Genomic DNA, 26999 nt, shown 5'->3' on the forward strand with positions numbered 1-26999 from the left:
GACCCGCCGAAACCGGCGAATCCGCAACGTTTTAATCTTCCACTAAATCTTCGTCCCGTCCGCCGCCTGCGCCGCGGACGGGACATTCCCGGGATGTCAGTTCCGCGACGCGGTCAGGTCGACCGAGACGCGGACGGAGAATCCGAGCGACCCTTCGTCATTGTAGCTGGCCGTGCCGATCTCGAAATCGCGCCGGTCGATGGCCGTCTCGCCGGTCGCATGCGCCGTGCCGTCGGCCAGCTCCAGCGTGAAGGGCAGGCTGACCGGCACCTGGTGGCCCTTCAGCTCGAGCGTGCCCTCGGCGAGATAGCTGCCGTCCTCCTGGCGGAGCAGATCGGCGGTGAAGGCCGCGGTCGGGAAGGTGGCGGCGTCGAAGAATTCCGGACCTTTTGCCTGGTCGGTGACGGTGCCCAGCGTCAGGCTGGGAATCGCGATCTGGATCGCGGCGGTGCCCGCCGGGCCGGCCGGGGCCTCGGGGTCGAAGCTGATCGCGGCGGTCCAGTCGGCGAAGCTGCCGGTCACGTCCGAGCCGAACTGGCGCACGGTGATGGAAAGCGTGCCTTCCTCGACGGTCCATTCGCTGGCCTGGGCTTCGAGCGCGACCTGCGGCGCGTCCCCGCCCTCTGGCCCTCTGGCCGCGAGCACGGCGCCGACGGCGACCGCCACGGCCCAGACGGCCAGCGCGGCGACGGCGGGCGCGCGGGAATGGCCCTGCGGCGGAACCCGGTCATTGCTGCCGCCCGGCAGCATCCGGCGCAGCGTGCCGTCGCGGTCGATCACATGATGCTTGGCCGCGCCCGCGACATGCAGCACGACCGCCCCGGCGAGGACCCAGGCGAAGACGCCGTGGAGCTGGCCCGCGACGGCCGAGACTTCCGGGCTTTTCGGCACGAAGGGCAGCGACTGGCCGAAGGGCCACCAGATCGGCGCGAATCCCTCGGTGGCGGCATGATCGACCCAGCCCGAGAGCGGCACCGCCACCAGCGCGACATAGAGCGCCCAGTGCACGGTCTCGGCGGCGAAGCTCTCCAGCTTGCGGTCGGGATGCAGCAGCCCCGGCTTCGGCTGGGCCAGCGCCCAGAGAATGCGGGCGAGGGCGACGAAGAACACGGTCACGCCCAGCGTCTTGTGGATCGAGAACAGCGTCGCCTTGGTGGCTAGCGCCTCGGCGGTGCCATAGGGCCATTCATGGGCGATCAGCCCCAGCGGCCAGAGCGACAGGATCAGGAGGGCGGTCAGCCAGTGGAAGGTCTTGGTGACGCTTCCGTAGCTTTCGCGGGTATTGCGGTACGTGGGCGCGGACATGGGAGGCTCCGGTTCTTCTGCGTTGACGCAGAGGTACCGCAGAAGCCGGGCCGCCCCAATCCGCGCAATGCGCACAGGTCCCCTGCGCGAGTGGTCAGAGCCAGGAAATCGCCAGGTAGAGCATGACGTTGATCGTCGCGAGCGAGGCGACCGTGGCCAGCACCTGCGCCGCCGAGGCCAGGGTCTCGCCGCCATGGCGCGCGGCGAAGAGGGTGAAGATGGTGAACATCGGCACCGCGGCGAAGAGCAGCCCGCCGATCGCCATCTCGTGGCTCATCCCCGGCAGGGCCGAGAGCACCAGGTAGACCGCCAGCGGATGCAGCACCAGCTTGGCGAAGGTGATCGCCGCCGTGGGCAGCCCGGCGCCGCGGATGTCCTGATGGGCGATGAAGCCGCCGACCAGCATCAGCGACATCACCGGCGCGGCCGAGACGATCATGTTCATCGCCCGCGCCACCGGCGGCGGCGGCACCAGCCCGGTGACCGAGACCGCGAGCCCCGCCGCCAGCCCGATCATCAAGGGCGAGCGCAGCATCCCGGCCAGCACGCCCCGCAGCGAGGTCAGGAAGCTGCCCGCGCGGGTCTCGGCGCTTTCGGCCAGCGAAATGCACAGCGGGATCACCACCATGTTCTCGGCCAGCAGGATCCAGGCGAAGATCGTCGCCGCCTGCTCGGGGCCGAGCGCGATCGAGGCGACGGGCAGGCCGAAGAAGGCGCTGTTCGAGCTGCCGCAGCCCAGGCCCAGCACGATGGCGCGGGCCGGCGGCTGGCCGAGGAGGCGGCGCATGGCCAGGGTCATGATCCCGATCACCAGGAAGGAGCCGGCGGAATAGCCCAGCACGAACATCCAGTTCAGCACCAGCAGCTCGCCCGGTTTCGACACGGCGGCGAAGATCAGCACCGGCAGGCAGACCTTGAGGGCGAACTGCCCGACGCCGCCCAGATTCTCGGGCGGCAGGTATCCGGAGCGCACCACCGCATAGCCCGCGGCGATCAGCAGGTAGAGCGGCACGGCCAGAAGGAAGACGTCCAGCATTCAGGTCTTGGCCCCCGGCTGGGAAGCACGGGCCGGGCAGGGGAGCGCGGTCATCGGATCTCGCAAGGAAGGGCGGGGCGGCGGCCCCGTCGGTTGCGGCAGCGGTAGCATCCCCGCGGGGCGGGCGTCGATGGCCCGGACGGCACGGGACGGCGGATTGAGGCGCCGCGTCGCAGGCGCGCCCTTGGCGGCTGCCCGCAATTTCAACCGCGCAAAGCGCCGCGGCGCGATTGCAACCCCCGGCAGCATTGGCTAATCCGCTCTGCAGACTGACGAAGCTACGACCTGAACAGCTGGAGGAGCCCGCGATGACGCGCGCATATGTTTTTCCCGGGCAGGGCGCCCAGACCATCGGCATGGGCAAGGCGCTCGCCGAGGCCTATCCCGGCGCGAAAGCCGTGTTCGACGAGGTCGACGAGGCGCTTGGCGAAAAGCTCTCGGCGCTGGTCTGGGATGGCGACATTGCCGAGCTGACACTGACGCAGAACGCCCAGCCCGCGCTGATGGCCTGCTCGCTGGCCGCGGTGCGCGCGCTCGAGGCGGAGGGCTGGCAGATCGGCTCGGGCGCCTTCGTCGCCGGGCACAGCCTGGGCGAATATTCCGCGCTGGCCGCGGCCGGATCGCTGAGCATCGCCGACACGGCGCGGCTCCTGCGGGCCCGCGGCGCGGCGATGCAGGCGGCGGTTCCGGTGGGCGTCGGCGCAATGGCCGCGCTGCTCGGGCTCGATTTCGCGGCCGTGCAGGAGGTCGCCGCGGAGGCGGCCGGGGACGAGGTCTGCCAGGCGGCGAATGACAACGATCCGGGCCAGGTCGTGGTCTCGGGGCACAAGGGCGCGGTCGAGCGCGCGGTCGAGATCGCCAAGGGCAAGGGCGCCAAGCGCGCCGTGATGCTGCCGGTCTCCGCCCCCTTCCACTGCGCGCTGATGCAGCCCGCCGCGGATGTCATGGCCGAGAAGCTGGCCGCGGTCGCGATCCAGGCGCCCGCGGTGCCGGTGGTGCAGAACACCCTGGCCTCGGCCGTTACCGACCCCGAGACGATCCGGGCGGAGCTGGTCAAGCAGGTCACCGGCTCGGTGCGCTGGCGCGAGAGCGTTGCCTGGATGGCGGGCGAAGGCGTGGACGAGATCTGGGAGATCGGCGCGGGCAAGGCGCTGTCGGGCATGGTCCGCCGCATCGATCGCTCGATCGCCTGCAAGGCCGTCGGCACGCCCGAGGATGTCAAGTCGGTGCTGACCCTGGCCTGAGCCAGCCCGCTCCGATGCTGCGAAAGGGCCCCGGCGGGGCCCTTTTCCGTTTCAGGTCGCGTGCTTGGTCGGGGCGGCGGCGCAGCCCCGCGGCGCCGATCAGCCCGGTCCCGGCCAGCAGCATCCAGGCGCTGCCCGGCAGCGGCACGGCCGAATAGCTGGTGGAGAGCCGGTAGATGACGCGGGTGCCGGTCAGGTCGAGCTCCGACAGGGTCCGGGAGGAATAGCGGATCGTCACGGCGTCATCGGCGAAGGAGATCGCGCTGCCCTCCAGATCCGCGCCCAGCTGCACCACGCCGGTGATGACCTCGCCCGTCTTGCCCAGGACGATATCAGACAGCGAGAAGACGGCCGCGCCGTCGATCATCCCGTCGGAGAGGTCGATGCGGACAGAGCGGCCGAGATGGGGGAAGCTGCGGGACAGCTCGAACTCCGCGGGCGCGTCGAGATCGAAGACCAGCGCGACATGGTGGCCGTCGAGCCAGTCGAAGCCGATCGTGCCGACGCCGATATCCGCCGGTCCCCAGGACTGGCCCGGATTGGAAAGCCGCATGCCCAGCGACAGGCCGACGGCCAGATCGGGACCGCTGCCGAAATCGGCCAGGCCCGCGCCGGAGCCGCCCGCCGGACCCGGCGCGAAGCTGGCCTGGAACCGCCCCGGCAGCCCCGCGGCGATGTCCGTGCCGACGCCGTCGAGCAGGACGCTGCCGCCGAAGCCCGAGCCCGCCACGACGGCGGCGCGCGCAAGCGCCGGGAACAGCGCTACGGCAAGGAGCGCGGCGCAGGCGATGCGGGCGGCGGCGCTCATCGGCAGCCTCCCGGGCCGGAACAGAGGGCGGGCCGGGGACGCGATGCGGCCTGCGGGGTCTCGGGGGTGATCAAGGCTGGTCATCCGTCATGATGAAAGAGGTCGGGTGGCGGGCCCGCCTGCGGCGAAGCTCCCGCAGGGGCGGCCCTGCCGGAAAGGCGCTGGATGCTGGCCCATCGATTCCCTCCCTTTGGACATGGTCCCGGTTTTTTCCAGATAATGGTTTCCGGATGCTTGATGCCCGCTCTCGTGATGCCCGATCCGGCACGCGGCGCCCCCGGGGCTTTGCGGTTCCCTTCCGTCCGCATTGCGCCTATTGCATGGCCGTCATGACGTGCCGAAGGGGCCGGGCCCCGCCAACGGGGGCGGCGCTGCGTCAGGCACGGGGATTGCACAGGCTTCGCCGTCCGGGTTAGGGCAGGTCCCGACCGGACACAGGGGCAGAAAGAGACACCGACATGTTCGAACTGAATGGCAAGGCGGCGCTGGTTACCGGCGCTTCGGGGGGAATCGGCGCCGAGATCGCGCGCGCGCTGCATGGCGCGGGGGCGACGGTGGGGCTTTCGGGCACGCGGGTCGAGCCGCTTGAGGCGCTGGCGGCCGAGCTCGGCGAGCGGGCGCATGTGCTGCCCTGCAACCTCTCCGATCCGGAGGCGGTCAACGCCCTGCCCAAGCAGGCGGCCGAGGCGATGGGCGCGGTCGACATCCTGGTCAACAATGCCGGCATCACCCGCGACAACCTCTTCATGCGGATGTCCGAGGACGAATGGGCCAGCGTGATCGAGGTGAACCTCACCTCCACCATGCGGCTCTGCAAGGGCGTGCTGCGCGGCATGATGAAGGCGCGCTGGGGCCGGATCATCAACATCTCCTCGATCGTCGGCGCGACCGGCAATCCGGGCCAGGGCAACTATGCCGCGGCCAAGGCCGGCGTGATCGGCATGGGCAAGTCGCTGGCCTACGAGGTCGCCAGCCGCGGGATCACCGTCAACGCGGTGGCGCCGGGCTTCATCCAGACCGCGATGACCGACAAGCTGAACGACCAGCAGAAAGAGGCCATCATGGGCCAGATCCCCGCGGGCCGCATGGGCAGCCCCGAGGAAATCGCCGCGGCCGTGCTCTACCTGGCCAGCCCCGAGGCGGGCTATGTCACCGGCGCGACGCTGCACGTGAATGGCGGCATGGCGATGCTCTGACGCCGCCGGGCACGGGACGCAGGGGCAGGGGCGAAAGCGTTTGCCTTGCCCTGCACCTGTGCTATAGGCGCGCAAGATTTTGGGGGGCAGGCCTTTTCAGGTGTGCGCCCGGGAATCCTGGACAGAGGCGCTTCTCTGGCGCCCTGTTCGGCAAAAGGGTCAGAGGGCCCGCAGAAGACGGTATTCGGGCACCCGCCCTGAGAGAAAAATGAGGAACCGAAGATGAGCGACATCATCGAGCGCGTCAAAGCGATCGTCGTAGAGCAGCTGGGTGTTGAGGAAGAGAAGGTCAACGAGCAAGCGTCGTTCATCGACGATCTCGGCGCCGACTCGCTTGACACGGTGGAACTGGTGATGCGGTTCGAAGAAGAGTTCGGGATCGAGATTCCGGACGATGCCGCAGAGAAGATCCAGACCTTCGGCGACGCCGTGTCCTTCATCCAGAAGGCACAGGCCTGATCCAGGCGATCTGACGCCGTCATCGACGTCGCGAATGGCACCCACGGGGTGCCATTTTGCGTTTCAGGGGGTCAGTTCCCCGGCAGCGGCGGCAGGCTGCGCAGATAGAGGATGACCGCCTCCAGATCGGCGGGCTGCATCTGCGCGAGATAGCCATAGGGCATCGGCGGGGTCATCTGCGACCCGTCCGGGCGCCGCCCTTCGGTGATCATCGCCTTCAGCGCGGCATCGTCGAGCCCGGCGATTCCGTCCGGTCCGCTGGTGATGTTCGGCGCGACCGTCTCGCCCCAGGGGCCGCGGAAGACGAAGCCGCCCTGGCCCAGCCCGGTGGCATAGTCCGGTCCCTGCGGCGTCATCGGCGAGTGGCACTCCATGCAATGCGCCAGATGCAGCGCGATGTACTCGCCCTGCGCGACGGTCACGCCCGGCGGCGGCGCGTCGACATGGCCGACCGGCGGGCCGTAGGCCGGGGGCAGCGGGATGCGGTAGCTCGAGGCGGGCACGGCCTGCTCTGCCGGCGCGACGCTGCGCAGGAAGGCGACGATCGCCGCGAGGTCGCTGTCGGAAATGCCGCGATAGGCCGCGAAGGGCATCGGCGGGCCGATCAGGCTGCCATCGGGGCGCAGCCCCTCGCGGATCGCGCGGGACAGCTCTTCATCGCTCCAGTCGGCAATGGCACCGGCCGGGGTGATGTTCGGCGCGTAGGCGGTGAAGCCGGGATTGTCCTCGACCAGCCGTCCGGCCAGCTCCATCCCCGCCACCGGTCCCTCTGGGCCGAGCGGGGTATGGCAGTTGCCGCAGCCCATCGGGCCGCGGACCAAATACTCGCCGCGGGCCAGCAGATCGGCCGGGGGACCGGCCATGGCGGGCCCGGCCAGGGCCAGGCAGAAGGCGGCAAGCAGAATTGGGGTCATCGTGATCCTCCAATGCGTGAATCAGGGTCTCAAATGCACGTTCAGGTATACTCCCGAACGGCGCGTCCGGCGCGGGAAATCCGCAGGGGCGGCCGCGGCGGCGGAGCGACCGGCACGCTGCCTGCTTGGCCAGTCTGAACAGCGGACAGGAGATGCGGCATGATCGGAACGGCAATCGTGGGCGGCGGGCTGGCCGGGCTCGCCCTGGCGGCGGAACTGGCGGGCGAGGGACAGGACGTGGTCCTCTTCGAGGCGCGGGAGCGGCTCGGCGGGCGGATCCGGACGGAGACGGATGCGCAGACCGGGCTGGCGCTCGATCTCGGCGCGGCCTGGCACTGGCCGGACCAGCCGCTCCTGCGGGCGCTGGCGGCGCGGCTGGGGCTCGAGACGGTGGCGCAGCATGACGAGGGCGGGGCGCTCCTGCTCAATGATGCGGAGGCGGGGCCGGAGCCGGCCGGAACGGCGCCGGTCCATGGCGGCGCGCTGCGGCTGCGCGACGGGATGGGGGCGATGATCGCCGCGCTGGCAGGCAGGCTCGGGGCGGAGCGGCTGCGCCTGGGCCATGTGCTGGTCTCGGTCTCCGACACGGGCGATCATGTGCGCCTGCATTTCGCCGACGGGACCGAGGCGCAGGCGCGCCGGGCCGTGCTGGCCCTGCCGCCGCGGCTGGCGGCCCAGACGGTGGCCTTCGCGCCGCAGATCGACCTGGCGCCCTTCGCGGCGATGCAGACCTGGATGGCCTCGACTGCCAAGACGGCGATGGCGGTGCCGCGGGCGCCCTGGCGCGAGGCGGGCCTCTCGGGCAATTCCCAGGCCGGGCACGAGCGCGCCGTGCTGGGCGAGACCTTCGACCTGGGCCTGCCCGGCGGCACCGCGCCGGGCGCGATCGGCGGCTTCTTCGCGCTTGATGCCGGGACGCGGGCCGCCTTCTCCGCCGGGCTGCCGATGCTGGTCGCCAGCCAGATGGCGCAGCTCTTCGGCGCCGAGCTGGCCGCGGCGGAGCCGCTGATCGCCGACTGGGCGGCGGAGCCCTTCACCTGCGCGGCCGCCGATCTGTCCGACCCGGCGCTGCGGCGCAGCGCGCCGCCCGCGGCGCTGCGCCGGGCGCTGTGGCAGGGGCGGCTCTATTTCGCCGGCAGCGAGACCGCGCAGCGCGATCCGGGCCATATGGAGGGCGCGCTCGAATCCGCCGAGCGGGTGCTGCGCCAGCTCGGCCGTCCGCCCGGCGCGCTGAGCCTGGGGGCAGAGCCGGGGCTGGCGGGCTTCGCCGGCTGGCTCGAGGCGCGCGAGGAGGGCGCCTTCGGCAGCTACCGCCACCACCTGAACCAGCGCCTCGCCCGCCAGCAGCCGGCCATGGCCACCCGCTATGCCGCGCTCGACAGCGTCGAGGAGGTGCTGGGCGAGGCGCTCTCGGTCTTCGCCGCGCTCCGCTTCGCCCCGGGCGAGCTCGGCGCTGATGGCGGCCGCGCCGAGACTGTCCGCCGCGCGGGCGGCATGGCCAAGAGCTTCCTGTCGCGCCACATGGGCGGCATCCTCGCCTTCAACCGCAGCTCCTGCGCGCTGAGGAACTTCCCCGAGGAGCACGAGCTGCCGGCCGACTACGTCCAGGCGATCCTGGCCGATGTGTCGCGCGCGGGCGGCGGCTTCCTCGCCGAGCTCGACGGGCTCTTGGCGGCGCGCGCGGCCGCGCACTGATCCCCGGGCGCCGCGGTTTCCCGCCGGGCGGGCAGGCGGGAAGGCGCGATCGCCGCCATTGCCGGGGGTCTTGCGCTTGCCGCACGGCGCGGCACAGGGTATCAGGCGCCGGAGCGATAACGATATAACGGGAGCAGACCATGCGTCGGGTAGTCGTGACAGGGTTGGGAATGGTGTCTCCGCTGGCCTGCGGCGTGGAGGAAACCTGGTCCCGCCTGCTGGCAGGAAAGTCCGGAGCGGGCACGATCAGCAAGTTTGATGCAGGCCATCTGGCGACGACCTATGCCTGCGAAGTGCCCTATGGGGACGGCACGGATGCCAGCTTCAATCCGGATGACTGGATGGAGAAGAAAGAGGCCCGCAAGGTCGACGAGTTCATCCTCTTCGGCGTGGCCGCGGCCGAGCAGGCCGTGCGGGACTCCGGCTGGATGCCCGAGGATGACGAGGGCAAGGAGCGCACCGGCGTCATGATCGGCTCCGGCATCGGCGGGCTGTCGACCATTGCCGATACCGCGATCCTGCTGAAGGAGCGCGGGCCGCGGCGGGTGTCGCCCTTCTTCATTCCGGGCTCGCTGATCAACCTGATCTCGGGCCAGGTCTCGATCCGCTACGGCTTCCGCGGGCCGAACCACGCCGTGGTGACCGCCTGCTCGACCGGCGCGCATGCGATCGGCGACGCCTCGCGGCTGATCCAGCTCGGCGATGCCGACGTGATGATCGCCGGCGGCGCCGAAGCGGCGATCTGCGAGCTGGGCATCGCGGGCTTCAACGCCTGCAAGGCGCTTTCCACCAAGCGCGGCAACGAGCCGGAGCGCGCCTCGCGCCCCTATGACAACGACCGCGACGGCTTCGTGATGGGCGAGGGCGCGGGCGTCGTCGTGCTCGAGGAATACGAGCACGCGGTCGCGCGCGGCGCCAAGATCTATGCCGAGGTGCTGGGCTACGGCCTGTCGGGCGATGCCTACCACATCACCGCCCCCTCCGAGGACGGCGACGGCGCCAAGCGCGCGATGAGCGCGGCGATCAAGCGCGCGGGCATCCTGCCGGCGCAGATCGACTACATCAACGCGCATGGCACCTCGACCATGGCCGACACGATCGAGCTGGGCGCGGTGGAGGCGATCCTGGGCGATGCGGCCTCGAAGGCGACCATGTCCTCGACCAAGTCCTCGATCGGCCACCTGCTGGGGGCCGCGGGCGCGGTAGAGGCGATCTTCTCGATCCTGGCGATCCGCGACCAGGTGGCGCCGCCGACGATCAATCTCGACAATCCGGCGGTGACGCCGAAGCTCAGCCTGGCCGCCAATGCCAAGGAAGAGCGCGAGATCCGGATCGCGCTGTCGAACAGCTTCGGCTTCGGCGGCACCAACGCGTCCCTCGTCATCGGCCAGGTTGCCGCCTGATGTGGAAATCCGTCGCGTCGAATTTCCTGACGCTGCTCATCATCGCCCTGATGGCGCTTTCGGGCGCCATCTACTGGGCGCAGCGCAGCTGGGTCACGCCGGGTCCCCTGGCCGAGGCCGTCTGCGTCAGCGTTCCGCGCGGCGGCACGATGACCGGCGTTTCGCAGCAGCTCGCCGATATGGGCGCGGTCGGCAATGCCCGCATCTTCCGGCTGGGCTCTGACTATACCGAGCGCAGCGCCAAGCTGAAGGCGGGGAACTTCCTGATCCCGGCCAATGCCTCGATGGAGCAGATCTCCGACCTGCTGACCGCCACCGGGCAGAGCACCTGCGGCGCCGAGGTGAACTACCGCATCGGCGTCACGCTGACCGAACTGCAGCTGCGCGAGATCGCGCCGGAAACCGGCCGCTACGAGGTCGTGGCCGAATTCCAGCCCGACGCCCAGCGTCCCGAGGCCTACCAGCGCTTCCTCGACCAGGGCTTCGGCGCCTACCGGGTGACCGTGGCCGAGGGGGTGACCTCCTGGCAGGTCTGGAACGCGCTCGACAAGCTCGACATTCTCGAGGGCACCGTCGACCAGGTTCCCGCCGAGGGCACGCTGTCCCCGGGCAGCTACGACATCGCGCCGGGCGATCTGCGCGGCGACATCCTGACCGAGATGGAATCCCGCCAGTCGGAATTCCTCTCCGCCGCCTGGGAGAGCCGGGCCGAGGGCCTGCCCTACGCCTCGGTGGAAGAGGCGCTGACCATGGCCTCCATCGTCGAGAAGGAGACCGGCGTCGACGGCGAGCGTCCGACCGTCGCCTCGGTCTTCGTCAACCGGCTGGAGCAGGGGATGCGGCTGCAGACCGACCCGACGGTGATCTACGGCATCACCGAGGGCAAGGGCGTGCTGGGCCGCGGGCTGCGCGCCAGCGAGCTGCGCCGCTACACCCCCTACAACACCTATGCCATCGACGGGCTGCCGCCGGGGCCGATCGCCAATCCGGGCCGCCTGGCCATCGAGGCGGCGCTGCACCCGGCAGAGACCGACTATCTCTATTTCGTCGCCGACGGCACGGGCGGGCATGTCTTCTCGCATACGCTGGAAGAGCATAACGCCAATGTCCGCAAGTGGCGCGAGATCGAGCGGGAGAGGCTTCAGCAGACCGGGCAGTGATGCCCGGCCTGCCTTTTATGCAGCTTTTGGGAAGGGCTGCTCGTGGAGCGCGACGCCAGGCGCCGTGCAATTTCGATCCGTCCCGGAGCGGTTCTCCGGGGACCGGCGCAATGCACCGGGATTTGTAAAATAAATGTAATTATTTCAATCTGCTGCAACTCAGCGTGGCAGCTCTTGCCGTCAATGATTCAATCTTAACCCTAGGGTGGGACGCTGATAAGCTATCGTTAGCGATAGGTACTGGATTTTATTTTGCCAAGCACGACAACTTTGTCAAACGCGAATATGTTTATAGATATTGCCGACATGATCGGCGCCGGAACCGAAACCGGACCCCGCGCAGGCGAGGCGGGCTGGGAGCTCGCGCAGCGCATGGCGCAGCGTCTGGGGATCGATGCCCTCAATGCCGTCGGCAGCTTCACGGCATCGGGCGCGCCGATCTGGCTTCGCTACGGCATGAAGCCGGTCTGGGTCGACGCCTATCTCCGCCAGCGCATGTTCGAGGTCGATCCGGTGATCTCCTGGCTCGGCACGCGCAGCCAGTCGGCCGAGTTCTCGGGTGCCGAGCTGGCCCTGTCGGAAAATCCGCGGGCCCGCGACATGGCGGCACTGCTGCGGGAGCACGGCTACGGCCACCTGGTCGCCCATAAATGGTCGGACGGGTCGGTGACGAAATCCGTGCTGCTGTGCACCCGCGCGCGTGCGCAGGAGGTGCTGCCGCCCGAGACGCTGGCGATCCTGCCGGCGGTCTCGGCGATGATGGCGGCGCAGCTCAGCGCGCCGGAGAGCGGGCAGGGGTTCCAGGGGGTGGCTTACCGGCCGCTGAGCGGGCGCGAGCGCGACGTGCTCTGCCTGCTGGCCGCGGGGCTCGACAACCGCCGGATCGCCGAGAAGCTGGGCCTCGCCGAGGTCACGGTGCGGATGCATCTGGCGAAGGCGCGCGAGAAGATGGGGGCGGCGACCCGCGAGCAGGCGCTGGTCCTGGCCATGGCCCGCGGGCTGCTGGGCCTCTAGCGGCGGCAGGGGCCGCGCGGTGCGCGGCCCCGTCCGGGGTCAGAACGTGGCGGTCAGCCCCAGCCAGAGGCTGCGGCCCTCGGCGACGGTGTTGTTGTCGGCCGAGGCGATCTCCTTGTCGGTGAGGTTGTAGATCGCCGCATTCAGCGTGAGCGTCTCGTTCACCGCGTAGGAGGCGCCGATATCCACTGTGGTATAGGCGTCGTACTTGTAGGCGATCACGTCGCCGTCGGCATTGCGCTTGTAGGGCGTGCCGTTGCTGCCGATCCGCGCCCCGGCATTGATCTCCTCGCCGTGATAGGTGACGCGGCCCCAGGCATCCAGCCCGCTGACCGGGGTCTTCCAGTCGCCGCGCAGCGAGGCCTGGTGCTCGGGCGTGCGCGCCAGCGGCAGGCCCTTGTAGTCGCCGCTTTCCTGCTCGCTATCGGTGTAGGTGTAGGTCGCGCGCCAGGAGAGATAGGGGTTGGTTTCCCAGGTGGCGGCCAGCTCGACCCCCTGCACGGTGGCGTCCTGGACGTTGACGTATTCCCAGCGGTTGCGGGTCACGCCGTCCACCTCGATCGTCTCGCCGGTATTGTAGCTCTCGATCTTGTCGGTGAAGTCGGTGTGGTAGGCGGTGGCGCTGAGCTGCCAGGCCTGCTCGGTCCAGATCGCGCCCAGCTCGTAGCTGGTGGAGGTCTCCGGTTCCAGATCGGGATCGCCGACGATCACGCCCTGGCCGCGCTGCGTGGCGTAGTAGTAGCCCTCGGTGGTCTGGCGGATGCCGGGCGCCTTGTAGCCGGTGGAGACGCCGCCCTTGACCGTCAGCTTGCCGGTGGCGTTCCAGACGCCGTAGAGCCGCGGGGTCCAGTAGCCGCCGAAATTCTCGTGCTCGGTATAGCGCGCGCCGAGGGTCAGCGCGAAATCGGGCAGGAGCCGCCATTCATCCTCGGCGAAGAGCGCCCATTGATAGGCCGAGAAGGTCTGGTGCGAGCTGTCCTGGGTGCCGGAATTCTGGTCGGTCAGCTCGGCGTCGAAATACTGCCCGCCGAAGACCAGCGTATGCTCGCCCGCGCCGCTGAAGGGGGCGGTGAACTTGGCGTCGAGGACCGAGTTCTTGATCTCCGGCTCGCGGTCGGATTTCTCCAGGCTCTCGTCCGCGTCGCCCGACCAGGTAGTGCGCTTGCCGGTCTCCTGCTGGAAGGACAGGTCGGCATCGACCGCGCCCCATTCGCCGCGGTAGCCGACCATCCAGTGCTCGCGCGTGTGGCGGTTCTTGGCGTCGCCGTCGCCCTCCTCGACGGACTCGCCGTCGGAGGTGGTGTTCTGCACCCGGGTGCGCCCGACCTCGGCCTGGAATTCGTGGCCGTCGACGGGGGCGAAGACCAGCCGCGCGGTCAGGTCCTCGTCATCCGAGCCGGCCGCGCCGTCGACGACCCCGCTCTCGTCCTGCCAGTAGCGGCGGCCCCAGAGCTGGACGCCCAGCTTGTCGTCGATCACCGGTCCGGCGAGATAGAAGGACTGCTGCGCCGAGACGCCGTCGCGGCTGTGCTCGGGCAGGGTGCCCTCGAGCGTCAGCGAGCCGGTCCAGACCGGGCTGATCTTCTTGGTGATGATGTTGATCACGCCGCCCATCGCGTCCGAGCCGTAGAGCGAGGACATCGGGCCGCGCACGACCTCGACCCGCTCGATCGCCGCGACCGGCGGGATCCAGCTCTGCTCGAAGCCCGAGGAGCCGTTGGGACGGCTCTCGCGCGTGCCCTGGCGGCGGCCGTCGACCAGGATCAGCGTGTAGTCGCCCGGCAGGCCGCGGATGAAGATGTCGGACTCGTCCGCCGTGCCGGTCGTCGCGACGCCCTGCACGCCGGTGAGGATGTCGGTCAGGTCGGTGACGTTCTGGCGCTGCAGCTCCTCGCCCGGGATCACCGTCACCGAGGCCGGGGCGTTCTCCACGCTCTGCTCGAACCCGCCGGCGGTGACGGTGATGGTGTCGAGCACCAGCACGCTCTCCCCGTCCGTCTCCTGCGCCAGGGCCGGAAGGGCGGCGAAGATCAGGCCGAGGGCGGTGGTGGAAAGGGCAATCGGCCGGGCCGGCGTTCGGCCGGCCGCGGCGGGGCGGATCGGGGTCATGTCCAGGGTCTCCATGGGAGCTTGGGGGGAGGGGAACTGCCTGGGCCTGCCGCGTCCGGCGCCTTGGTTGGTGGCTAAAGACGACCAAAACTCTCGGAAATGTCAACGCGAAGTGAATGTGCGTTTTTGCAGTGGCGTTGTGCGGGCAACTCGGCTAACGGAGGGCGCCTTTCAACGGAGGGAGCCCATGGCCTATTCGGACTTCTCGCGCAGCATCAAGATCGCGCCGTCGATCCTCTCGGCGGATTTCGCCAATTTCGGTGCGGAGATCCGCGCCATCGAGTCCCAGGGCGCCGACTGGGTCCATGTCGACGTGATGGACGGGCATTTCGTGCCGAACCTCACCTTCGGCCCGCCCGCGGTCAAGGCGTTCCGCCCGCATGTCGGCACGGTGATGGACGTGCATCTGATGATCGCGCCGGTCGATCCCTATATCGACGCCTTCGCCGAGGCGGGCGCCGACATCCTGACCGCCCATGTCGAGGCGGGCGCACATATCCACCGCACGCTGCAGGCGATCCGCGGCGCGGGGATGAAGGCGGGCGTCGCGCTGAACCCGGGCACCCCGGCCGCAGCGGTGGAGCATCTGCTCGATCTCTGCGACCTGGTCTGCGTGATGACGGTGAACCCGGGCTTCGGCGGGCAGAAGTTCATCGACATGACCGCCAAGATCCGCGCGCTGCGCGCGATGATCGGCGACCGCCCCGTGCATATCGAGATCGACGGCGGCGTGACGCCCGAGACCGCGCCCCTGGTCGCCGCGGCCGGAGCCGATGTGCTGGTCGCGGGCTCGGCCGTCTTCAAGGGCGGCTCGGTCGCCGATCCGGCCCCCTACGGCGCCAATATCGCGGCGATCCGCGCGGCGGCGGCTGCCGCGCTCTGAGCGCGGAAACGGCGGGCAGCAGGTGGTTTCCTACCGCCTGTTGCCGCCCCGCCACGCCGCGGGCAGGGCCCGGGCGGGCACGCCGAAAGAAGCGGCGGTCTCCCCAGGTAAACCAGTCTAAAATTTAGGCACCCCCTCCGGCGGCCCCCGGGCGCGGCGGCGGCGACACTGGCGTCATCTTACATTCTGTGAAAGCGTGCCCTCAAAGAAGGGTACGAGGGGCGCAGTTTCATGTCGATCAAGGCCAGCATCTATCACCTGACGCATTACAAATACGACCAGCCAGTGCTACTGGGGCCGCAGGTGATACGGCTGAGGCCAGCACCGCATTCGCGGACCCGCGTGCTGACGCATTCGCTGAAGGTCAGCCCGTCCACGCATTTCGTGAACCACCAGCAGGACCCCTACGGCAACTGGCTGGCGCGGTTCGTCTTCCCCGAGCCGGTGAAGGAATTCAAGATCGAGGTCGACCTCGTCGCCGACATGTCGGTCTACAACCCCTTCGATTTCTTCGTCGAGGAACGCGCCGAATTCTACCCGTTCGAGTATCCCGAAGAGCTGCTCGACGACCTGTCGATCTACATGAAGCCCGAGCCCGCGGGCCCGCATCTGAAGAAGTTCCTCAAGGGCGTGCCGACGGAGAAGATGCGCTCGGTCGATTTCGTCGTCGACCTGAACCGCCGCATCAACGAGGCCGTGGAATACGTCGTCCGGCTGGAGCCGGGCGTCTACACCCCCGAGGAGACCTTCGAGAACGGCAAGGGCTCGTGCCGCGACAGCTCCTGGCTGATGGTGCAGGCCCTGCGCAATCTCGGCCTCGCCGCGCGCTTCGTCTCGGGCTACCTGATCCAGCTGAAGCCCGACCTGAAGGCGCTCGACGGCCCGTCGGGCACCGAGGTCGACTTCACCGACCTGCATGCCTGGTGCGAGGTCTTCCTGCCGGGCGCGGGCTGGATCGGCTTCGATCCGACCTCGGGCCTTCTGACCGGCGAAAGCCACATCCCGCTGGCCGCCACCCCGCATTACAAGAACGCCGCGCCGATCTCGGGCGGGTTCTCGGGCCCGGACGACCTGAAGACCGAATTCGATTTCGACATGCAGGTGACCCGGGTCGCCGAGCATCCGCGGATCACCAAGCCCTTCTCGGATGACAGCTGGGACGCGCTGAACGCGCTCGGCGCCCATGTCGACCGCAAGCTCGCCGAGAACGACGTCCGCCTGACCATGGGCGGCGAGCCGACCTTCGTGTCGATCGACGATTTCGAGTCCGACGAATGGAACTCCGCCGCGGTCGGCCCGCAGAAGCGGGCGCTGGCGGATGTGCTGATCCGGCGGCTGCGCGAGAAATTCGCCCCGGGCGGCTTCCTGCATTACGGCCAGGGCAAGTGGTATCCGGGCGAGACCCTGCCGCGCTGGACCTTCTCCTGCTACTGGCGCCGCGACGGCAAGCCGATCTGGAACGATCCCGACCTGATCGCCCGCGAGCTGCCGGAGGAGGCGATCGAGAAGACGGACGCGCCGACCTACGAGGACGCCGCGCAGCTGACCACCGCGATCGCCGAAGCGCTGTCGGTGGAGACCGGCAACATCATGCCCGCCTACGAGGACCCGGCCGAATGGCTGCTGCGCGAGGGCGGGCTGCCGAACAATGTCGATCCGGAGAACTCGAAGCTCGAGGATGCCGAGGAACGCCAGCGGATGCTGAAGGTCTTCGAGCGCGGGCTGACCAAGCCCGTGGGCTATGTCCTGCCGGTCCAGCCCTGGCAGGTGAAGCACACGACCACGCGCAAGTGGATGTCGGAGAAGTGGAAGACCCGCCGCGGCAAGATCTTCCTGGTGCCGGGCGACAGCCCCGTCGGCTACCGCCTGCCGCTGGGCGCGCTGCCCTACCTGTCCTCGGCCGAGTATCCCTATATCAACGAGGCCGACACCACGCTGGAACGGCCGCCGCTGCCCGATATCTCCAAGGAGATGGCCGAGCGGCTGGGCCGGGAATGGCTCGACCAGAAGGTCGCCACCGTCACCTACGAGACCGCCGAGAAGGACGGCCCGGTTCCGCAGAGCCTCTACGAGATCGACGGCCATGTCCGCACCGCCATCTCGGTGGAGCCGCGCGACGGCCGGCTGACGGTCTTCCTGCCCCCGGTCGTCTGGCTGGAGGACTACCTGGAGCTTGTCGCCGCCTCCGAGGCCGCGGCCAAGCGGCTGGGCCTTCCGGTCCATATCGAGGGCTATCCGCCCCCCTCGGACCCGCGCCTGAACGTCATCAAGGTCACGCCCGATCCCGGCGTGCTGGAGGTCAACATCCAGCCCGCCTCCAACTGGGACGAGGCCGTCGAGATCACCGAGACGATCTACGAGGAGGCCCGCCAGAGCCGCCTGGGCGCCGACAAGTTCATGATCGACGGCAAGCATACCGGCACCGGCGGGGGCAACCACGTGGTGATCGGCGGGGCGACCATCATGGACAGCCCCTTCCTGCGCCGTCCGGACCTGCTGCGCTCGCTGATCCTGCACTGGCAGCGGCACCCGTCGCTGAGCTACCTCTTCTCCGGCCTCTTCATCGGCCCGACCTCCCAGGCGCCGCGCGTCGACGAGGGCAGGGCGGACCATCTCTACGAGCTGGAAATCGCGCTGCAGCAGATCCCGGCCCCCTGGGAGGGCATGCCGCCCCTGCCGTGGCTGACCGACCGGCTCCTGCGCAACCTTCTGGTCGACGTGACCGGCAACACCCACCGCGCCGAGATCTGCATCGACAAGCTCTACAGCCCCGACGGCCCCACCGGCCGGCTCGGCCTGGTGGAGTTCCGCGGCTTCGAGATGCCGCCGAATGCGCGGATGTCGCTGGCCCAGCAGCTCTTGATCCGGGCGCTGATCGCGCGGTTCTGGGAGAACCCGCTATCGGGCAAGCTGACGCGCTGGGGCACGACGCTTCACGACCGGTTCATGCTTCCGCACTACCTCTGGGAGGATTTCAACGAGGTCCTCGCCGACCTGAACGAGCATGGCTATCCGATGCAGCCCGACTGGTACAAGGCCCAGGCCGAGTTCCGCTTCCCCTTCTGCGGGGAGGTCGAGGGGCCGGGCGTCCATCTGGAGCTGCGCCAGGCGCTGGAGCCCTGGCACGTCATGGGCGAGACCGGGGCGATCGGCGGCACGGTGCGCTATACCGACAGCTCGACCGAACGGGCGCAGGTCAAGCTGACCACCTCGGATCCGTCGCGCTACACCGTCGCCTGCAACGGCCGCATCGTGCCGATGCAGAAGACCGCGGAAAACGGCGTCTCGGTGGGCGGCATCCGCTACAAGGCCTGGCAGGCGCCCCTGGCGATGCACCCGGTCGTGCCGCTGCACGTGCCCCTGACGATCGACATCTTCGACACCTGGTCGAACCGTGCCATCGCGGGCTGCGTCTATCACGTGGCGCATCCGGGCGGCCGGAACTACGATACCTTCCCGGTCAATTCCAACGAGGCGGAGGCAAGGCGGCTTGCGCGATTCGAACCGCACGGGCATACACCGGGACTCTACGTGCCGCCGATCGAGACACCGCATCCGGAATTCCCGATGACGCTCGATCTGCGGCGCCTTGCCGGGATGTGATATTTGAGCACGAATGAGAGGATTGAGCGTCGCGGCAAGCTCGCGGCGTTCATTCGCGACTACAAGCCGACCGAGAACACCGCGGACGAGCTTCTCGATCCGACAGGGGAGATGCGGCCGGTCTGGAAGGACTTCCTCGGACAGTTCGGCCGCCTCTCGGGCATCGATATCGAACGGCGCTTCCACCGGGCAGAGCAGTACCTGCACGATGCCGGCGTCTACTACCGCGAATACGACCACGGTTTCTCGCGCGAGCGCGCCTGGCCGCTGAGCCACATCCCCGTGCTTCTCTCGGACGAGGACTGGACCGCGATCTCCGGGGCGCTGGTCCAGCGCGCCGACCTGCTGGAGGCGATCCTCGCCGATCTCTACGGCTCGAACCACCTCGTGGCGGACGGGCACCTGCCGGCCTCGCTGGTGGCCTCGATGCCCGAATGGCTGCGCCCGATGGTCGGGATCGCGCCGCGCTCGGGCCATTTCCTGCATTTCATCGCTTTCGAGATCGGCCGCGGCCCGGACGGGCGCTGGTGGGTGCTGGGCGACCGTACCCAGGCGCCGACCGGGGCGGGCTTCTCGGTCGAGAACCGCGTCGCGATGAGCCGGATGTTCCCGGAATACTTCGCCGATCGCAGCGTCGCCAAGATCGGCGGCTTCTTCGCCGATTTCCGCGCCGCGCTGGAGCATCTCTCGGACGAGACCGAGGGCGGGGTGGGCGTGCTGACGCCGGGCATGCTGAACCAGGGCTATTTCGAGCATGCCTATATCGCCCGCTACCTGGGCTTCATGCTGCTCGAGGGCGAGGATCTGGTCGTGCGCGACGGCAAGGTCATGGTGCGCACGGTCAACGGGCTGCAGCCGATCAGCGTGATCTGGCGCCGCGTCGACAGCGCCTGGGCCGACCCGCTGGAGCTGAACGAGGCCTCGCGGCTGGGCACGCCGGGCCTTGTCGGGGCGCTGCGCCAGGGCTCGATGACCATGGTCAACGCGCTCGGCTCGGGCGTGCTCGAGACCCGCGCCATGCTGGCCTTCATCCCGCGGATCTGCCAGGCGCTGACCGGCGAGCCGCTGAAGATGCCGAACATCGCCACCTGGTGGTGCGGCCAGGGGGCCGAGCGCAGCCATGTCCAGGCCAATACCGAACGGATGATGATCGCGCCCGCGCTGGCGACGCGGCTGCCCTTCGACAGCGATGGCAAGACCGTGCTCGGCGGCAAGTTCCGCGGCACCGCCTCGGCCTCGATCTCCGACTGGATCGAGAGCGAGGGCGGCAACCTCGTCGGGCAGGAGGTCGTGCGGCTCTCCACCACGCCTGCCTGGGACGGCGCCCAGCTGGTGCCGCGGCCGATGAGCCTGCGGGTCTTCGCGGCGCGCACCCGCAAGGGCTGGACGCTGATGCCGGGCGGCTATGCGCGGATCGGGCGGCACCAGGATTCGACCGCCATCTCGCTGCAGAAGGGCGGCTCGGTCGCCGATGTCTGGCTGATGGCGGAGCCGCCGGGATCGCAGACCGCGATCGCCGAGGCGCGGACCTCGCTGGGCACCCGGCCGGATCTGAACCTGCTGCCCAGCCGCGCGGCCGACAACCTCTACTGGCTCGGCCGCTATGTCGAGCGCGCCGAGGGCACGATGCGGATGCTGCGCGCCTACCATGTCCGGCTGGCCGAGAATGCCGCCGTCGACATGCCGCTGCAGCACGAGATCGGCGAGGCGCTGACCGTGGCGGGCGTCAATGTCGCCGAGCCGGTGCCGCTGGCGCTGACCGACATGATCGACGCCGCCGTGCAGAGCGCGGCGCAGGTGCGCGACCGCTTCTCGGTCGATGGCTGGCTGGCGCTGAAGGAGCTGCAGGGGGCCGCGATGCTGCTGGCCGAGAACCACCGCGGCGACGAGGAGCCCCGCGCCGGGGACGACATCGCCCGCGAGATCTCGGGGCTGCTGCGCCAGATCACCGGTTTTTCCGGGCTGGTGCAGGACAACATGTACCGCTTCACCGGCTGGCGCTTCCTGTCGGTCGGCCGCGCGCTGGAACGCGCGATGGACACCTGCTCCATGCTGGCGCGCTTCGCCGATCCGGCGGCACCCGAGGGCGGGCTCGACCTGGCGGTTGAGCTTGGCGACAGCGGCATCACCCATCGGCGGCGCTACACGATCGCGACCAACCGGCAGACGGTGATCGACCTCCTGGCGCTTGACGGGCGCAATCCGCGCGGGCTGCTCTACCAGCTGATCCGCATGCGCACGCTGTGCGAAAGGCTGCCCGGGGCCGATGTCCACGGACGGCTGGCGGATTTCTACCGCGCGGTGATCCGGGTGCAGACCGATATCGAGCTGCAGCGGCCGCACACGCTGGACACGAAGGCGCTGTGGAAGACCCGCGGCGACCTGGCGGAGGTGTCGAACCTCCTGACCTTGCATTACTTCAGGTGAGGGGAGAGGCGTCTTGATGACCACGCGCTACGACATCCGGCTGAAGATCTTCTACACCTACGGACAGTCGACCAGCTTGGGCCATCACGTCATCCGCATGCAGCCGCTGGAGCTGCCGCGGCGCCAGCGCGTCTCGATCCGCCATCTGGAGATCTCGCCCCGCCCCAGCGAGCGCAGCGAGGGCACGGATTTCTTCGGCAACCGCGTGGTCTCGATCGGCTTCGGCGGGCGCACGGCCACCGGCATCGAGTTCCAGCTGAAGGCCTGGGTGGAACGGCGCAGCCAGCGCGCGGGGCTCGACATCAGCCCGGCCCTGGCGCGGCTGCCGGTGGAACTGGCCTCGATCCGCGATCTCGACGGCAGCTCGCCGCACCATTTCGTCCCGCCCTCGCCGCGGGTGGGCTCGGTGCCCGAGATCGGCGCCTTCGTGCGCGACATCGTCACCCCGGACATGACGGTGATGGAGGCGGTGACGCGGGTCGGGCTGGCGCTGCACGAGGAGATGGGCTTCCTGCCCGGCGCCACCGATGCCGACACGCCCCCGGCCGAGGCCTTCCGCCAGCGCAAGGGCGTCTGCCAGGACTATGCCCATATCATGATCTCGGGGCTGCGCTCGGTCGGGATCCCGGCGGGCTATGTCTCGGGCTTCCTGCGCACCCTGCCGCCCGAGGGCCAGCCCCGGCTGGAGGGCGCGGATGCGATGCATGCCTGGGTGCGGGCGTGGTGCGGCCGCGAGATCGGCTGGATCGAATACGACCCGACCAATGCGATGACCGCCAGCGAGGACCATATCGTCGTCGCCTATGGCCGCGACTATTCCGATGTCTCGCCGGTGCGCGGCGTGACGCGGATGTCGGGCATCGGCGGCACCGGGCACAGCGTCGACGTGGTCGAGCTGCCCGCCGGGCCCGCCACGGGCTGAGCCGCGCCTTGCGGCGCGGGTCGTTCGCGCCTTGTCGGCGCGGTGCAGGGCCCCTGGCTCAGCAGATCCGCGGGAAGGCCTGCTCGACGCTGTTCATGCCGAGCACGGCGATCAGCCCGGGATTGGACTGGGTCAGCTCCGACAGGGCGATGCCGTCGAGCGCCTTGTAGAAGGCCTCCACCGCATTGGCCAGAACGCCGCGCAGGCGGCAATGGTCGACGATCGGGCAGTGGTTCTCGGCGCCTTCGAAGCATTCGGCGAAGGGCACGGTGCCCTCAAGGGCCCGAATCACCTCGCCGATATCGATCTCCTCCGCCGGGCGCGCCAGGCGCAGCCCTCCGTTGCGGCCGCGCGTGGTCTGGATCACCCCGAGCTGCGACAGGATGACAATGACATGGGCCAGATGGTTCTCGGAGGCGTTGCAGGCCTTGGCCACTTCGGCCTTCCTCACGGTCCGGTCATTGTTCACGGCGCAGAACATCAGTGTCCGCATGGCCAGATTTGTGCGTAGCGTCAGTCTCATGTCTGCCTTGCTCCCCGGGAATGGCTTTATGGTACCGGGACACTCTGCACCGTCCGCGATTTGCTGACTTTGATCCTAATCAATTCGCGGCCGGGCTGCGGCGCAGCGCCGGTGTTTTGCGGCCGCAGCGACGAAAGTCGCTATTTTTAGCGGGAATTGATTTGCCTGAGTGCTGATTACATGCAGTATCTGAGGACCACATTCCGGACGGGCCGGAGCCAGCCAGGCGGCAGACCAGGCGGCGACGGCCCAGCGGCACCGGAGCTAAGGGAGGGCGCGGGACCAGCACCCGCGGGATGCACATGGCTCAAGATTTTTGGCACGGCCCCGGCCGGAGCGCAGTTTTCGGCACGATGGCCGGGACCTGGAACAGTCCCCTCCGCGCAGGGGGCGGGGTCCAGCATGCCTGGGCGCCGGACCGGGCGCGCAGCGGCGCGGACGCGCTTGCGCGTCCCGAGCGGATCGCCGAACGGCTGCGCAAGGGGCTGGAAAGCGGCCGTGCCGCGGCCGAGGAGGCGCGGGCGGCGGCCCGGAGCCTCGACGTGGCGCTCTGCCCGCTGGGCGCGGCCGCGCGCGAGCGGCTTGTGCCGCTGCTGGCGGAATGCTTCGGGCTCGACGAGGCCGAGATCCGCGCCGGGCTCGCGCATCAGCCGGGCTGGGTCATGCGCCATGTCGACCCGGCCTCGCTGCGCCAGCTGCAGCGGCAATTCTCCGGAACCGATGTCGCCGTGCGCATCTCCGATCCGGCCACGTCGGCCTATCTTCTCGACATCACGCGGATGGACCGCCGGGCGCTGCCGCTGCTGGCGCGCTACTGCGCGCGGCTCGGCCTCTGCCCGCATCTGCGCGCGCCGGTCAGTCCGGCCGTGGCCGATCACCTGCTGGAGCGGTTCGAACGCCACGGGCTTGCCGCGACCGACCGGGCCTTCCTGCCGCATTGCGTGCTGCTGACCCGGCTGCCGGGGCACCGCCATGGCCGCGCCGCGCTTTCCGCGCTGTCCGGCATCGCGCCCGGGGACATCCCGCAGGGCAGCGAAGGGCTGCCGCTGCTGCTTGATGCCGGGCTCGACCGCAACGAGGCGCGCGAGGCGATGGTCGCCTATACCGGCGCCGGGCTGGCGACGGTGGCACTGGCCTGCCGCGAGCTGCCCTTCTGGCTGGAAACCGCGATGGCGCCCGGCTCAGGCGCCCATCGGCGCCGGGAAAAGCTCCTGCAGCAGGTCGATGAACGCCCGCAGCCGGTGGGTCAGCGACCGCGCCCCCGGATAGACGAGGCTCAGCTCGACCGGCAGGCTGCTCCATTGCGGGAGATGGCGGACGAGCCGTCCGGTGGCAATGTCGTCGGCCACGAGATATTCCGGCAGAAGCGCCAGTCCCGCGCCTGACATCACCGCGCTGTAGAGGCAGGGGTAGGACGAGAAGCTCATCCCCCCTGCCACGCGCACGATCATGTCCTCGCGACCGTCGGTCAGGTGCCAGCTCTGGATCAGGCCGATGCCGTAGAGCGCCACCGGATAGTCGGCCAGCTGCCGCGGAGAGACCGGGGGCGTGCCGAGGATGCCGGGCGCGCTGACCAGGATGCGGGTGCTCTGGAAGAGCGGCCGCGTCACCTGCGCGCCGGTGCCGCTGCCAAGGCGGATCGCGGCGTCGAAGCCTTCCTCGTCCAGATCCGGCTGGCCGTCGGTCAGCACCAGCTCCAGCGTCATCTCGGGATGGCGGCGGCGGCATTCGGCGGCCAGCGGACCCAGATAGGTCTGGCCGAAGAGCAGCGGCGCGGCGATGCGCAGATGGCCGCGCACCCGCCCGTCGCTGTCGCCGAGCGAGCGGGCGATATCCTCGGCATCCGCCAGGATCCGCTCGGCCCGCGCCAGCACCAGCGCGCCTTCCGCGGTCAGCCGCAGCCGCCGCGTCGTCCGCTCGATCAGCTTCACCCCCAGATCGCGCTCCAGATCCTGGATCCGCTTCGAGACGGTGGATTTCGGCGTGTTCAGCTTGCGCGCGGCGGCCGCGAACGAGCCCTGCTCGATCACCGCGCTGAATTCCTTGAGGGCATTCAGATCCATGAGCGTTCCGTCCCCATCTCTTCTGCGGCGCGGTTGGGCCCGGCCGTCCTCTTGCGGTGCTAGCCGCGGTCGTCGGTATCCATCCAGATCGTCACCGGCCCGTCATTGACCAGATGGACCTGCATGTCGGCGCCGAATTCGCCAGTCTCCACCGCAATGCCCAGATCCGCAAGCGCCCGGGCGAAAAGCTCGTAGAGCGCGCGACCGGTTTCGGGCGCCGCCGCGCGCGAAAAGCCGGGGCGGTTGCCGCGGCGGGTATCGGCGGCCAGGGTGAACTGGCTGACCACCAGCGCGCCGCCCCCGCTGTCGAGCAGCGAGCGGTTCATCTTGCCCGCCTCGTCCGCGAAGATCCGCAGCTTCGCCACCTTGCCCGCGAGCGGCGCGACCAGCTCGGGCGTGTCGCCCTCCATCGCGCAGACCAGGATCAGCAGGCCCGGCCCGGTCCGGCCGCGCAGCGCCCCCGCGATCTCGACGCGGGCCTCGGCAACACGCTGGATCAGGACGCGCATTGCGGGCGTTTCCGGAAGGATGCGGGGCGGTTAGGGTGTCTGACTACCATGAGTCCTCTTCGCCCGTCGCCGGAGCAGAGGCAAGGGGCGCAGGGAAGAATCTTCCTCTCGAAAGCCGCCCGGTTTCGGGGTATCGGCGGAAAGATGAGCATGACCGAAAGATACGAGCTGTTCCTGGTGGCCGCGCCGGGGCTGGAGCAGGACGTCCTGCGCGAGGCGCAGGCCCTGGGCCTTGCAGGCGCCGAAGCGGTGGCAGGCGGCGTGCGCGCCGAGGGCGGCTGGGCCGAGGCCTGGCGCGCCAATCTGGAGCTGCGCTGCGCCTCGCGGGTGCTGATCCGCATCGCCTCCTTCCGCGCGCCGCATCTGGCGCAGCTCGACAAGCGCGCCCGCAAGATCGACTGGCGCAGCATCCTGCGCGCCGATCTGCCGGTCCGGGTCGAGGTCGCCTGCAAGCGCTCGCGCATCTACCACCAGGGCGCCGCCGCCGAGCGGATCGGCCGCGCCATTTCCGAGACCTCCGGCGCGGCGCTTGCGCCCGAGGCGGCGATCACGGTCAAGGCGCGGATCGAGGACGATCTGTGCACCATCAGCCTCGACACGACCGGCGAGCCGCTGCACCGGCGCGGCCACAAGGAGGCGGTCGGCAAGGCGCCGCTGCGCGAGACCTTCGCCGCGGCCTTCCTGGCGCGGATGGGCTTCGACGGCAGCCAGGCGGTGGTCGATCCGATGTGCGGCTCGGGCACCTTCCCGATCGAGGCGGCCGAGATCGCCGCCGGGCTCGCCCCCGGCCGCTCGCGCCGCTTCGCCTTCGAGGATCTGGGCAGCTTCGATGCCGCCGCCTGGCAGAAAATGAAGGCCGCGCGGCCCGCGCGGGCGCCGCAGCAGCGGTTTTTCGGGCAGGACCGCGACGACGGAGCGATCCGGATGGCGCAGGCGAATGCGGCCCGCGCCGGGCTCGAGGACTGGACCAGCTTCACCCGCCAGGCGATCAGCGACCTGCAGCGGCCCGAGGGCCCGCCGGGGCTCGTCATGGTGAACCCGCCCTATGGCGCGCGGATCGGCGACCGCAAGCTGCTCTTCGCGCTCTACGGCACGCTCGGCCGGGTGCTGTCCGAGCGGTTCCAGGGCTGGCGGCTGGGCATGGTCACCAGCGATCCGGGGCTGGCCAAGGCGACCGGCCTCGACTTCCTGCCGGGCGATCCGCCGCTGTCGCTGGGCGGTCTGAAGGTCGGCTTCTACCGCACCGGCCCGCTCGGCCACTGAGCGAGGCCCGGCCCGCTGATCGCCGTCCCCGGCTCCGGGGATGGCTGCTGTGAGGGAAAGCCGTCCGCCTTCTGCTGCAATCGCCCCGAGATCGAGAGGGTAAGGGCCGGGCAGGGACGGAGGTCCTGCCGCGCCCCGGCATCTTCTTTCACTGAGACCCGACAGGGTGCCGGAGCGGTCTGTTCAGTCACGGAGCATCGGGGACCAACCGGCGAAAATGTCCCTGGCGGCGGCTACGACCTCTCAACTCCGGGCGCGGCCCAGACTAGATCCGGAATGTCTTCGTCACTGACGTCACACTGCAATTCTTCTTCGGCAGATTGCCAATCTGTAGCCTGCCCGGATTGGGGCGGCGGCTCTGGCAAGTTCCCGGGACTGGCTGGGTCCCGGTCCTGGCGGGCGGTGTCGCATTGAAAGACGCCGCAGCCGAGGTCCGCGCTCAGATGCGGCGACCCCGGATGAG

General features: G+C 69.6%; 20 protein-coding genes. 12 read left to right on the forward strand and 8 right to left on the reverse strand.

What is annotated here, in order from left to right; translation table 11 throughout:
• Nucleotides 1-96 precede the first annotated feature (96 nt).
• Together FGX59_RS03950 and FGX59_RS03955 are read right to left on the reverse strand one after the other, a co-directional pair.
• Nucleotides 97-1305, reverse strand: coding sequence for a cytochrome b/b6 domain-containing protein (locus tag FGX59_RS03950; RefSeq protein WP_138465215.1), 1209 nt, complete (start codon nucleotides 1303-1305; stop codon nucleotides 97-99).
• A 94-nt stretch (nucleotides 1306-1399) separates the two neighbouring features.
• Entirely contained in the window at nucleotides 1400-2341 is a 942-nt protein-coding gene (locus FGX59_RS03955) for an AEC family transporter (protein WP_138465216.1), read from the reverse strand.
• Between the two features lie 308 nt (nucleotides 2342-2649).
• Here FGX59_RS03955 and fabD point away from each other — a divergent pair, with 308 nt between their 5' ends.
• Complete coding sequence (fabD, locus tag FGX59_RS03960; protein WP_138465217.1) at nucleotides 2650-3585, forward strand: ACP S-malonyltransferase; 936 nt, start codon at nucleotides 2650-2652, stop codon at nucleotides 3583-3585.
• Here the strand turns inward: fabD and FGX59_RS03965 are convergent.
• Entirely contained in the window at nucleotides 3560-4393 is an 834-nt protein-coding gene (locus FGX59_RS03965) for a PEP-CTERM sorting domain-containing protein (protein WP_171060500.1), read from the reverse strand. The genes fabD and FGX59_RS03965 overlap by 26 nt on opposite strands.
• Before the next feature lie 458 nt (nucleotides 4394-4851).
• On the opposite strand from FGX59_RS03965, the gene fabG reads away from it, so the two are divergent.
• Nucleotides 4852-5589, forward strand: a complete 738-nt coding sequence (gene fabG / locus FGX59_RS03970; protein WP_138465219.1) for a 3-oxoacyl-ACP reductase FabG — start codon at nucleotides 4852-4854, stop codon at nucleotides 5587-5589.
• Between the two features lie 222 nt (nucleotides 5590-5811).
• A complete protein-coding gene (locus tag FGX59_RS03975; protein ID WP_138465220.1) occupies nucleotides 5812-6048 on the forward strand; it encodes an acyl carrier protein in 237 nt (78 codons plus the stop codon).
• A 71-nt stretch (nucleotides 6049-6119) separates the two neighbouring features.
• Here FGX59_RS03975 and FGX59_RS03980 read toward each other — a convergent pair whose 3' ends face one another.
• Nucleotides 6120-6962: a c-type cytochrome gene (locus tag FGX59_RS03980; RefSeq protein ID WP_138465221.1), complete on the reverse strand. Its 843-nt coding sequence runs from the start codon at nucleotides 6960-6962 to the stop codon at nucleotides 6120-6122.
• Nucleotides 6963-7121: 159 nt separating this feature from the next.
• Here FGX59_RS03980 and FGX59_RS03985 point away from each other — a divergent pair, with 159 nt between their 5' ends.
• The 4 genes from FGX59_RS03985 to FGX59_RS04000 all read left to right on the forward strand — a co-directional run bounded on the left by FGX59_RS03985 (nucleotide 7122) and on the right by FGX59_RS04000 (nucleotide 12234).
• Complete coding sequence (locus tag FGX59_RS03985) at nucleotides 7122-8657, forward strand: FAD-dependent oxidoreductase (protein ID WP_138465222.1); 1536 nt, start codon at nucleotides 7122-7124, stop codon at nucleotides 8655-8657.
• Between the two features lie 140 nt (nucleotides 8658-8797).
• Entirely contained in the window at nucleotides 8798-10060 is a 1263-nt protein-coding gene (gene fabF / locus FGX59_RS03990; RefSeq protein WP_138465223.1) for a beta-ketoacyl-ACP synthase II, read from the forward strand.
• Entirely contained in the window at nucleotides 10060-11220 is a 1161-nt protein-coding gene (mltG, locus tag FGX59_RS03995) for an endolytic transglycosylase MltG (protein ID WP_138465224.1), read from the forward strand. The genes fabF and mltG overlap by 1 nt, the downstream gene beginning before the upstream one ends.
• Nucleotides 11221-11526: 306 nt before the next feature.
• Nucleotides 11527-12234: a helix-turn-helix transcriptional regulator gene (locus tag FGX59_RS04000; RefSeq protein WP_171060501.1), complete on the forward strand. Its 708-nt coding sequence runs from the start codon at nucleotides 11527-11529 to the stop codon at nucleotides 12232-12234.
• Nucleotides 12235-12273: 39 nt separating this feature from the next.
• Here the strand turns inward: FGX59_RS04000 and FGX59_RS04005 are convergent, their stop codons facing one another.
• The gene (locus FGX59_RS04005) at nucleotides 12274-14343 is read right to left on the reverse strand and encodes a TonB-dependent receptor domain-containing protein (protein WP_138465226.1); all 2070 of its coding nucleotides are present in this window, start codon (nucleotides 14341-14343) and stop codon (nucleotides 12274-12276) included.
• A 187-nt stretch (nucleotides 14344-14530) separates the two neighbouring features.
• On the opposite strand from FGX59_RS04005, the gene rpe reads away from it, so the two are divergent.
• From rpe to FGX59_RS04025, 4 genes are all read left to right on the forward strand, one after another.
• A complete protein-coding gene (rpe, locus tag FGX59_RS04010; protein ID WP_138465227.1) occupies nucleotides 14531-15226 on the forward strand; it encodes a ribulose-phosphate 3-epimerase in 696 nt (231 codons plus the stop codon).
• A 231-nt stretch (nucleotides 15227-15457) separates the two neighbouring features.
• On the forward strand, nucleotides 15458-18829 hold the full coding sequence (locus FGX59_RS04015; RefSeq protein ID WP_138465228.1) for a DUF2126 domain-containing protein: 3372 nt from the start codon (nucleotides 15458-15460) through the stop codon (nucleotides 18827-18829).
• A 21-nt stretch (nucleotides 18830-18850) separates the two neighbouring features.
• The gene (locus FGX59_RS04020; protein WP_370295748.1) at nucleotides 18851-21256 is read left to right on the forward strand and encodes a circularly permuted type 2 ATP-grasp protein; all 2406 of its coding nucleotides are present in this window, start codon (nucleotides 18851-18853) and stop codon (nucleotides 21254-21256) included.
• A gap of 16 nt (nucleotides 21257-21272) precedes the next feature.
• On the forward strand, nucleotides 21273-22178 hold the full coding sequence (locus FGX59_RS04025; RefSeq protein ID WP_138465229.1) for a transglutaminase family protein: 906 nt from the start codon (nucleotides 21273-21275) through the stop codon (nucleotides 22176-22178).
• A gap of 58 nt (nucleotides 22179-22236) precedes the next feature.
• On the opposite strand, the gene FGX59_RS04030 is transcribed toward FGX59_RS04025, so the two are convergent.
• From FGX59_RS04030 to dtd, 3 genes are all read right to left on the reverse strand, one after another.
• Nucleotides 22237-22701, reverse strand: a complete 465-nt coding sequence (locus FGX59_RS04030; RefSeq protein ID WP_138465230.1) for an Rrf2 family transcriptional regulator — start codon at nucleotides 22699-22701, stop codon at nucleotides 22237-22239.
• 1181 nt (nucleotides 22702-23882) lie between these two features.
• The gene (locus FGX59_RS04035; protein WP_138465231.1) at nucleotides 23883-24764 is read right to left on the reverse strand and encodes a LysR family transcriptional regulator; all 882 of its coding nucleotides are present in this window, start codon (nucleotides 24762-24764) and stop codon (nucleotides 23883-23885) included.
• 59 nt (nucleotides 24765-24823) lie between these two features.
• The gene (gene dtd, locus FGX59_RS04040; RefSeq protein ID WP_138465232.1) at nucleotides 24824-25273 is read right to left on the reverse strand and encodes a D-aminoacyl-tRNA deacylase; all 450 of its coding nucleotides are present in this window, start codon (nucleotides 25271-25273) and stop codon (nucleotides 24824-24826) included.
• A gap of 144 nt (nucleotides 25274-25417) precedes the next feature.
• Here dtd and FGX59_RS04045 point away from each other — a divergent pair, with 144 nt between their 5' ends.
• A complete protein-coding gene (locus tag FGX59_RS04045; RefSeq protein WP_138465233.1) occupies nucleotides 25418-26536 on the forward strand; it encodes a class I SAM-dependent RNA methyltransferase in 1119 nt (372 codons plus the stop codon).
• Nucleotides 26537-26999: the final 463 nt, after the last annotated feature.

Origin of the sequence: Poseidonocella sp. HB161398, assembly GCF_005870025.1 — a bacterium.
GTDB lineage: Bacteria > Pseudomonadota > Alphaproteobacteria > Rhodobacterales > Rhodobacteraceae > Mangrovicoccus.

Excerpts from the sequence above, each read along its gene's own strand:
- rpe (WP_138465227.1), top strand. The coding sequence starts at position 14,531 with ATGGCCTATTCGGACTTCTCGCGCAGCATCAAGATCGCGCCGTCGATC.
- fabD (WP_138465217.1), top strand. The coding sequence starts at position 2,650 with ATGACGCGCGCATATGTTTTTCCCGGGCAGGGCGCCCAGACCATCGGC.
- FGX59_RS03955 (WP_138465216.1), bottom strand. The coding sequence starts at position 2,341 with ATGCTGGACGTCTTCCTTCTGGCCGTGCCGCTCTACCTGCTGATCGCC.
- FGX59_RS03950 (WP_138465215.1), bottom strand. The coding sequence starts at position 1,305 with ATGTCCGCGCCCACGTACCGCAATACCCGCGAAAGCTACGGAAGCGTC.
- FGX59_RS03980 (WP_138465221.1), bottom strand. The coding sequence starts at position 6,962 with ATGACCCCAATTCTGCTTGCCGCCTTCTGCCTGGCCCTGGCCGGGCCC.
- FGX59_RS03975 (WP_138465220.1), top strand. The coding sequence starts at position 5,812 with ATGAGCGACATCATCGAGCGCGTCAAAGCGATCGTCGTAGAGCAGCTG.
- FGX59_RS04030 (WP_138465230.1), bottom strand. The coding sequence starts at position 22,701 with ATGAGACTGACGCTACGCACAAATCTGGCCATGCGGACACTGATGTTC.
- FGX59_RS03985 (WP_138465222.1), top strand. The coding sequence starts at position 7,122 with ATGATCGGAACGGCAATCGTGGGCGGCGGGCTGGCCGGGCTCGCCCTG.
- mltG (WP_138465224.1), top strand. The coding sequence starts at position 10,060 with ATGTGGAAATCCGTCGCGTCGAATTTCCTGACGCTGCTCATCATCGCC.
- FGX59_RS04035 (WP_138465231.1), bottom strand. The coding sequence starts at position 24,764 with ATGGATCTGAATGCCCTCAAGGAATTCAGCGCGGTGATCGAGCAGGGC.
- FGX59_RS04045 (WP_138465233.1), top strand. The coding sequence starts at position 25,418 with ATGAGCATGACCGAAAGATACGAGCTGTTCCTGGTGGCCGCGCCGGGG.
- FGX59_RS04015 (WP_138465228.1), top strand. The coding sequence starts at position 15,458 with ATGTCGATCAAGGCCAGCATCTATCACCTGACGCATTACAAATACGAC.
- FGX59_RS04000 (WP_171060501.1), top strand. The coding sequence starts at position 11,527 with ATGATCGGCGCCGGAACCGAAACCGGACCCCGCGCAGGCGAGGCGGGC.
- fabF (WP_138465223.1), top strand. The coding sequence starts at position 8,798 with ATGCGTCGGGTAGTCGTGACAGGGTTGGGAATGGTGTCTCCGCTGGCC.
- FGX59_RS03965 (WP_171060500.1), bottom strand. The coding sequence starts at position 4,393 with ATGAGCGCCGCCGCCCGCATCGCCTGCGCCGCGCTCCTTGCCGTAGCG.
- FGX59_RS04005 (WP_138465226.1), bottom strand. The coding sequence starts at position 14,343 with ATGACCCCGATCCGCCCCGCCGCGGCCGGCCGAACGCCGGCCCGGCCG.
- FGX59_RS04025 (WP_138465229.1), top strand. The coding sequence starts at position 21,273 with ATGACCACGCGCTACGACATCCGGCTGAAGATCTTCTACACCTACGGA.
- dtd (WP_138465232.1), bottom strand. The coding sequence starts at position 25,273 with ATGCGCGTCCTGATCCAGCGTGTTGCCGAGGCCCGCGTCGAGATCGCG.
- fabG (WP_138465219.1), top strand. The coding sequence starts at position 4,852 with ATGTTCGAACTGAATGGCAAGGCGGCGCTGGTTACCGGCGCTTCGGGG.